Below are 6,755 nucleotides of genomic sequence, written 5' to 3'. Positions count from 1 at the left end.
GCAGGTGCAGGTGCAGGTGCAGGTGCAGGTGCAGGTGCAGGTGCAGGTGCAGGTGCAGGGGGCGCGCTTGCACTGGGCTGGCCGAACGCCAGGTCTTTTTCTTCGTCCGTGCCGCGGTCGTATTGCAGTACCAGCAGGCCGGTCAAGCCGGCCAGCGCCAGGCCGGCCAGGGCGGATATCTTCCAGCGCGACTGGTTGGCGGCGGGGGCTGTGGGCGCGCTGCCCGTTGCCGCGGATGCCTTGCCTGCGGCGATCACCGTCTGCGCGTGGGCGCGCACCGCCTCCCGCACGTGCGCGCCGGGGCGGCGCTTGTCCTGCGCGCTGGCTTCGCGGTAGCGCTGCGTCAGCTCATCGCCGGGCGGGCTGCGGTCAGGCTCGGTCATGCAAACTCCTGTAGCTGCTGGCGCAGGCTGTTTCGCGCATAGCGCAAACGGCTTTTGGCGGTCTCGAAATTCACGCCGGTGGCGGTGGCGATCTCGTCCACGCTGAGCCCGGCTTCGGCCTGCAGCAAAAAGGCTTCGCGCTGTTCACGGGGCAGGCGCTCGACCGCGGCGATCAGCGCCGCCGCCTGCTCGCTGGACTCCAGCCGGCGCAGCGGGCCGAAGCCGGAATCGGCCGCCAGTGTGTCGCCTATTCCCGGGCTGTCTTCGTCATCGCTTGCGTCAATGCTCACATGGTGGCGCGCGCTGCGAAAGTGGTCAACGAGCCGGTTGTGCGCCATGGTGAACAGCCAGGTCTTGAAGCGTGCCGACACCGTGTAGGTGGGCGCGCTGCGCGCCACGGCAAACCACACGTCCTGCAGCAGGTCGTCGGCCACCGCCTGCACCCGCACGCTGCGAAACACATAGCGCCATACGCCGAGCTCGTGGCGCGCATAGAGCGCATCGAAGGCCGCGATGTCGCCGGCCGCATAGCGCAGCATCAGCGACTCGTCGCTGTCTTCGGCTGCGTTGTCGGATGTAGGCGCACGGGGCATGCGCCAGATTATCACGGCGCAGATGCTCGCTTTCAGTATCGGCGCACAGGAGGGTCTGGGACATACGAAGCATTGCCTGATTGCGGAAAGGGATCGGGAACGGGGTGGTGCGCCGCAGGTTCGCGGATCACGCCGGCGGCGACCAGGTTCTCGCGGCTGTCATAGCGGATGCGTATCACTTCGTTGGGCTGGGCCTGCAGGCGCGCGAAGCTGGTGTGCGAGACCGGCGAGCTTTCGCGGGCACCGTGGCCCGTGCCCAGCTTGGGGGCCGGCAAGGGGGCGGCCTGCGGCTTGCTGAGCAGGCCTTCGGCGGAGGCTGATGCGTCCGCACCGCCGCGGATGCGATCTGCCAGCGCCGCCGCGGGCGCTGGAGGGGCCGCGGGGACGTCGGCCTCACGCTCGCTGCGACGGGGGCTGGAATAAACGGGTGCCTGCGCTACCGGCTCGGGCGGCTGTTCGCGAAACAGCGCCACGCCGATCACGCCCACGTTGGCGGGCCTGCCGGTGCGGCCGGCGTAAGAATCTCCCAGCGCGGAAAACTCGAACGCGGCGACCTCGCTGCTGCTTTTGCGCCAGCCAGTCACCTGGTACTGCTGCCAGGGCGAAAACACATAGCCGGTCTGGTCCCAGGCGGCGGTCTCGCCGCTCAGCACATTGACGCCGTCTACGGCGGTCACGGCCAGCACCCGCTCACCGAGCTTGTTGCGCACGGCGATCGCGTATTTGGCGCCGTACTGGCCGGCCACCCAGTACTCGCCGCGGTGGTAGTACAGCGGCAGCGTGGCGCCGGTGTTGCGGTCTACCACGGTGACGTCGGCCAGGCGGCCTATGGCATGGGCCGGCAGGGCCCAGGCGGACAGGGCCAGCAGGAGGGAGGCGGGGAGGATGTGGGGTTTCATGGGGGCTCCAGAAAGAGGGTGGAACTCCATGAAACGGGGCAGCAGGGGAAAAGGGGTTAAGCGTAGCGCTCAATACCCCGGCTTCGGAGGTTTGAAGCCCCTGCGGCCCCTCCCGTTTATTTGGCGGGAATGAAAAATTTGTCGAACAGCACCGTCAGGGCCGGAAAATCCCGGGTGAAACGTTCGCGGTTGACGAAATAGGCCTCGCAGGCCACGGCGAAAAACTCGGCCGGCGAGTTCGCGCCATAGTCGTCCAGCCACGGCGGCTCGGCACCGAAACGTTTGGCCATGGCGACTTTTTCGCAAAATTCATCAAAGGCCGGCTGCATCACGGAGTGCCATCCGCTCATGGCGCTGCGGGTGGGCATGGGCGGGCAGCCGTCGGCCGCGCCGTCGCGCATGTCCATCTTGTGGACGAATTCGTGGATCACGACGTTGTGCCCGTGCTCGGCCGCGCTGCCCGCGGCGGCCACGTCCTGCCAGCTCAGCGTAACGGGGCCGCCGTCCATGGCTTCGCCCAGCAGCTCTTCGCTGTAGCGGTGTACCACGCCGGCCTGGTCGGTGACTTCGCGGCGCGCCAGCATCGCACCGGGATGCACCACGATGCCCTTGAAGTCGTCATACCAGCGCAGGCCCAAATGCAGCACGGGCAGGCAGGCCTGTGCGGCGATCGCGACGGCCATCTCGTCGGTGACTTGCAGCCCCTGCGCGCCGGTGAACTCCTTTTGCTTGAGGAATTTCCCGGCCAACTCGTGCAACTGCTGCAGTTCGGCCACCGGACGGTGGGCCAGGAAGGGAAACTGCAGCAGGGTGTCCATCCACAGGGTATCGGGAATGGTCTTGGTGGGGGCGCTCTGGCGCCCCAGCGTTCTTAACCAGTTCAGCATGGGGTGGGTGTTTTGGTCGCGGGCAAGGCTTCAAGAATGGAAAAGAGGGTCAGCACAGGGCGATGCGCTGCAGGCCGCCGGCCGACAGGCGCAGCACGTCGGCACGCGGAACCGGGGCGGCCGGGTCCCAGTCGCTGAGCACCACCCGCGCGAGACCCCCGCCCAGGTCGTGCATGGCCGGCTTGTGGGTATGGCCGTGGATCAGGGTGGAGGCCTTTGCCGCGCGCAGCCATTGGCGGGTGGCTTCGGCATCGACGTCGGCATAGGAGGTGCCCGAGCGCTTGCGCGTCTCGCTTTGCCGGCGCAGCGCGCGCGCGATCTCCTGGCGCTCCGCCAGGGGCTTGGCCAGGAAATTGCGCTGCCAGTCGGCGCTGCGCACCTGCCGGCGGAATTCCATGTAGTCAGTGTCGTCCAGGCACAGGGCGTCGCCGTGCGACAGCAGCCAGCGCCGGCCCGAGCCCGCGGGGAACTCCAGCACGGTCGGGTCGCGCAGCAAGGTGGTGTTGCACAGGTCCATCAGCGCCTGGCCCACCAGGAAGTCGCGGTTGCCGTGCATGAAAAAGAGTGCCAGCCGGCTGGCGGCCTCACCCATGGCGCGCGCGCAGCCTGCGTCAAAGCCGGCCGAGGGCGCATTCAGGTCTGGGCCGACGGCATCGTCACCGACCCAGACTTCAAACAGGTCGCCCAGGATGAACACCGCGTCGGCGGGCGTGCTTTCAAGGTAATGGCGCCAGGCCTCGAAGGTGGCGGGCTCGCCGGCCTGCAGGTGCAGGTCGGAAATGAAATCGACCGTGCGCCAGGACGGCGGCGCCGAAAGCTCCGCGATCTCGGGGACGGCCTGGGGGGTGTTCACCGGCTGCTGGGACACTCAGTCCAGCGAGATGGCTCTCTGGATGATCACGTCTTCCATGGGCACGTCGTCGTGAAAGCCCTTGCGACCGGTCTTGACGGCCTTGATCCTGTCGACCACGTCGGTGCCGGCAATCACCTTGCCGAACACGGCATAGCCCCAGCCCGAAGCGCTGGGCGCGGTGTGGTTCAGAAAGCCGTTGTCGGCCACGTTGATGAAGAACTGCGAACTGGCCGAGTGCGGCGCGTTGGTGCGCGCCATGGCGATGGTGTAGTTGTCGTTCTTCAGGCCGTTGTTGGCTTCGTTCTCGATTTCAGCGTCGGTGGGCTTTTGTTTCATGCCTGGCTCGAAGCCGCCGCCTTGCACCATGAAGCCGGGGATCACGCGGTGAAACACGGTGTTGGCGTAGTGGCCCTTGTTGACGTAGTTCAGGAAGTTGGCGACGGTCTTGGGCGCCTTGGCGGCGTCCAGTTCCAGCGTGATGACGCCGTATTCGGCGATGTGGAGTTCGACTCTGGGCTTGCTCATGATGGTGTCCTGTAGGGGGAGGGCGGTTAATTGACGAGGGTAGCTGATTTGATGAGGACGGGCGTTTTGGGGGCGTCGCTCGGGAAGGGGCCGCCAGCGCCGGTCGGCACCGACTTGATTTTGTTGACGACGTCCATGCCGCTGACGACCTTGCCGAAGACGGTGTAGCCGTACAGCTGGGGCGCGTTGACGAGTTGCGCGCGTGGGGTGTTTTCGTAGACACGGCCCTGGTATTCGAATCTGGGCACCGGATCGCCGGGCGGGATGATGGTGGGGTCCAGGAAGTCGTTGTCCTTCACGTTGATGAAGAACTGCGCCGAGGCGGAATTGGGGTCGTTGGTGCGCGCCATGGCCAGGGTGCCGGCCATGTTCCTCGGGCCGCCTTTGGCGAGCGCCTCACGGCCTTCGTGCGGCACGGGCGGGCGGGTTTTCTTCTCGGCGTAGGTGGCGTCGTAGCCGCCACCCTGCACCATGAAGTTGCTGATCACGCGGTGGAAAATCGTGCCGTCGTAGTGCTTGTCCTTGACGTATTGCAGGAAGTTCTCGACGGTCTTGGGTGCCTTGTCGGGGTAGACCTCGACCACGAAGTCGCCCTCGCTGGTGGCGAACCTGACCCTGGGCGCGTTCTGCGCGAGCGCCGGGCCGGCCAGCAGGGCCAGGCTCGCGGCGGCGGCCAGTGCGAACGCCGCGCGGCGCAAGGGGGAATGGAGGGAATGGAGAAAGGAGGCCGCGGACATCGCCGGCCTTGGGTGAACTGCCATCAAATGGCTCCTTCGAAAAATATTTTCCACTGGCTGCCCTGGCGGACCCAGTATTGGCGCTTGGTGCGGCCGGTCTTGGCGCCCTTGACCAGTTCGCCAAAGGTTACCACCATCGTGTCGGCGCTGTCGGTCCAGCGCAGGTAAGACACATCCTTGAGCTGGATACCGCGCCCGCCCAACTGCTTGAGCTCGCTTTGCAGGGCGGGCGTCCATTCAGCCAGGGTCTTGCCGTAACTCGTGAAGTCGGGGGTGTACCAGGCGGTGAGTTTGGCGATGTCGCCGCTGGATTTGGCGCTGTGCCAGCCCTGCAGCACATTTTCAAATGATTTGATGTCGGACGCCAGTGATTGCGGCGCCATCCATTTGAGGCTGTGCGCGATGACGACGGGCGTGCTGCGCACTTCGACGGTTCGGATGATGCGTTCCAGATCGGGATTGGCCAGCACCACACAGCCGTCGGTGGACAGCGGCGCCCGCGAAAACTGTGCCGGTGGCGTGCCGTGCAGCCAGATGCCGCCGCCGGTCTTGCCGCGCTTGACGTCGAGCTGGTTGGGGTAGTTGATGGGCAGCGCGCCCGAGCCGTAGAAGTCGCGCAGCGATTTGGGGTCCAGGTTGCTGGTGATGAAGTACACCCCGAGCGGCGTGCGCAGGTCGCCCTCGACGGATTTTTCAATGCCGGATTTGCCGACCGAGATGTAGTAGTCGGCCACCAGCTTGATGCCGGTGGGCGTGTTCTCGAAGAGGTAGAGGCGCGACCTGGAGGCGTCGACGGCGATTGCATGCTTGTTGCGCGGCGACAGCGCCAGGAACTGCGAGGGCACGGTGCCCGGCGCCGGGCGCTCGCGCAGCGCGCGCAGCCTGAGCAGCGATTCCTGGCGCAGCTCGGCCAGTTGCGGGGCGACGGTCTTGCTGGCGGTGATTTCGGGCAGGTCGCCGGGCGCGCGCAGCGGGCGCGTGAAACCGGCCAGCAAGTCGCCGTAAACCAGTTGCGCGAGCTGGAAATTGGGATGGTCCTTGACCAGGCTCTCCGCCTTGCGCAGCGCTTCGCGGGGAGCGGCCTGGCCGATCAGCTTGTAGATTTCAATCAGGCGGGCTTCCGCTTCGCCGTCGCGTGCCGCGCGTTGCGGCGCGGCGGGCGCGCGCGCCACGGCCTTGGCTGCGCCTTCCGTGCGCGTGGAAGCAAGCGCCGGCACCAGGCAAGGCGCGATGAAAAAAAGGGCGGTGAGCACCTTTTTCATGCAAGTTTCCACGACAGGGTGCCGGCCGGCGAAGAAGGGCGGGGGCGGGCTGGGCAAAACACTTGGTTCAGGTCAGCCGCCCGTGGATTCCTTGACGATCACCCAGCGGTCACCCACCTTGGCGAGGTCCAGGGTCTTGCGGCTGGAGATGTTCAGCGAATCGGCGCTGTAATCCTGCTTGAACCGGGCCGTGGCCTTGTTGCCTTGCACCGAAATCGACAGGTTGGAAAGTTTCACGCTGATTTTGGACTTGCCGACGATGCGCGCGCGGCGGTCTTCTTCCCAGGCCTTGCGGGCCTGCTTGCCGGGCGGGTCGAAGTTCTGGCCGTAGCTGCCGAGGTAACCGCCCATGTCCTTGTCGGACCAGGCCTTGGCCCAGCCGCGTACGGCGGCTTCGACTTCCTTCTCGGCGCCGCTGGCCGCAGCGGGTGCAGGTGCCGGGGCGGCGGGCGCCGGCGTCGCGGCGGGCGCTGCTGCGGGCGTTGTTGCGGCGGGAGCGGCCGCGGGCGCGGGCTTGGCGGCCGGTGCGGGGGCTGCCGCTGGCGCGGCGGCCGTGACCTGGCCCGAGGCCTGGGCGCCGGCGGCGGGCTTGGCCGCGGCTTGCGGCTGGGGTTTG

General features: G+C 66.9%; 7 protein-coding genes and 2 pseudogenes. All 9 read right to left on the bottom strand.

The genetic code is table 11. The annotated features are described in order from the left end of the window. Positions 1-383: pseudogene (locus PMI15_RS25190) on the bottom strand (hypothetical protein); the annotation flags it as partial. Beyond that, positions 380-976 (bottom strand): RNA polymerase sigma factor, encoded by a 597-nt coding sequence (locus tag PMI15_RS19480; protein ID WP_007873407.1) that lies wholly within the window; start codon positions 974-976, stop codon positions 380-382. The pseudogene PMI15_RS25190 and the gene PMI15_RS19480, both read right to left, overlap by 4 nt. A gap of 32 nt (positions 977-1,008) precedes the next feature. After that, positions 1,009-1,875, bottom strand: a complete 867-nt coding sequence (locus PMI15_RS19475; RefSeq protein WP_007873405.1) for a hypothetical protein — start codon at positions 1,873-1,875, stop codon at positions 1,009-1,011. A 116-nt stretch (positions 1,876-1,991) separates the two neighbouring features. Further along, on the bottom strand, positions 1,992-2,762 hold the full coding sequence (locus PMI15_RS19470) for a zinc-dependent peptidase (RefSeq protein ID WP_007873404.1): 771 nt from the start codon (positions 2,760-2,762) through the stop codon (positions 1,992-1,994). 49 nt (positions 2,763-2,811) lie between these two features. Next, positions 2,812-3,630 carry a UDP-2,3-diacylglucosamine diphosphatase gene (locus tag PMI15_RS19465; protein ID WP_007873402.1) on the bottom strand — a complete coding sequence of 273 codons (819 nt, stop codon included), beginning with the start codon at positions 3,628-3,630 and terminating at the stop codon, positions 2,812-2,814. Further along, positions 3,631-4,140, bottom strand: coding sequence for a peptidylprolyl isomerase (locus PMI15_RS19460; protein ID WP_007873399.1), 510 nt, complete (start codon positions 4,138-4,140; stop codon positions 3,631-3,633). 26 nt (positions 4,141-4,166) lie between these two features. Next, positions 4,167-4,877, bottom strand: coding sequence for a peptidylprolyl isomerase (locus tag PMI15_RS19455; RefSeq protein ID WP_036840150.1), 711 nt, complete (start codon positions 4,875-4,877; stop codon positions 4,167-4,169). A gap of 23 nt (positions 4,878-4,900) precedes the next feature. After that, on the bottom strand, positions 4,901-6,139 hold the full coding sequence (locus tag PMI15_RS19450) for a L,D-transpeptidase family protein (RefSeq protein WP_007873396.1): 1,239 nt from the start codon (positions 6,137-6,139) through the stop codon (positions 4,901-4,903). A 72-nt stretch (positions 6,140-6,211) separates the two neighbouring features. Further along, positions 6,212-6,755: pseudogene (locus PMI15_RS24900) on the bottom strand (DUF4440 domain-containing protein); the annotation flags it as partial.

It is taken from the genome of Polaromonas sp. CF318 (genome assembly GCF_000282655.1).
Taxonomy (GTDB): Bacteria; Pseudomonadota; Gammaproteobacteria; order Burkholderiales; family Burkholderiaceae_C; genus Polaromonas.
Note: the sequence above shows the minus strand (reverse complement) of the source record. Positions and strands in the feature narration are given on the sequence as shown.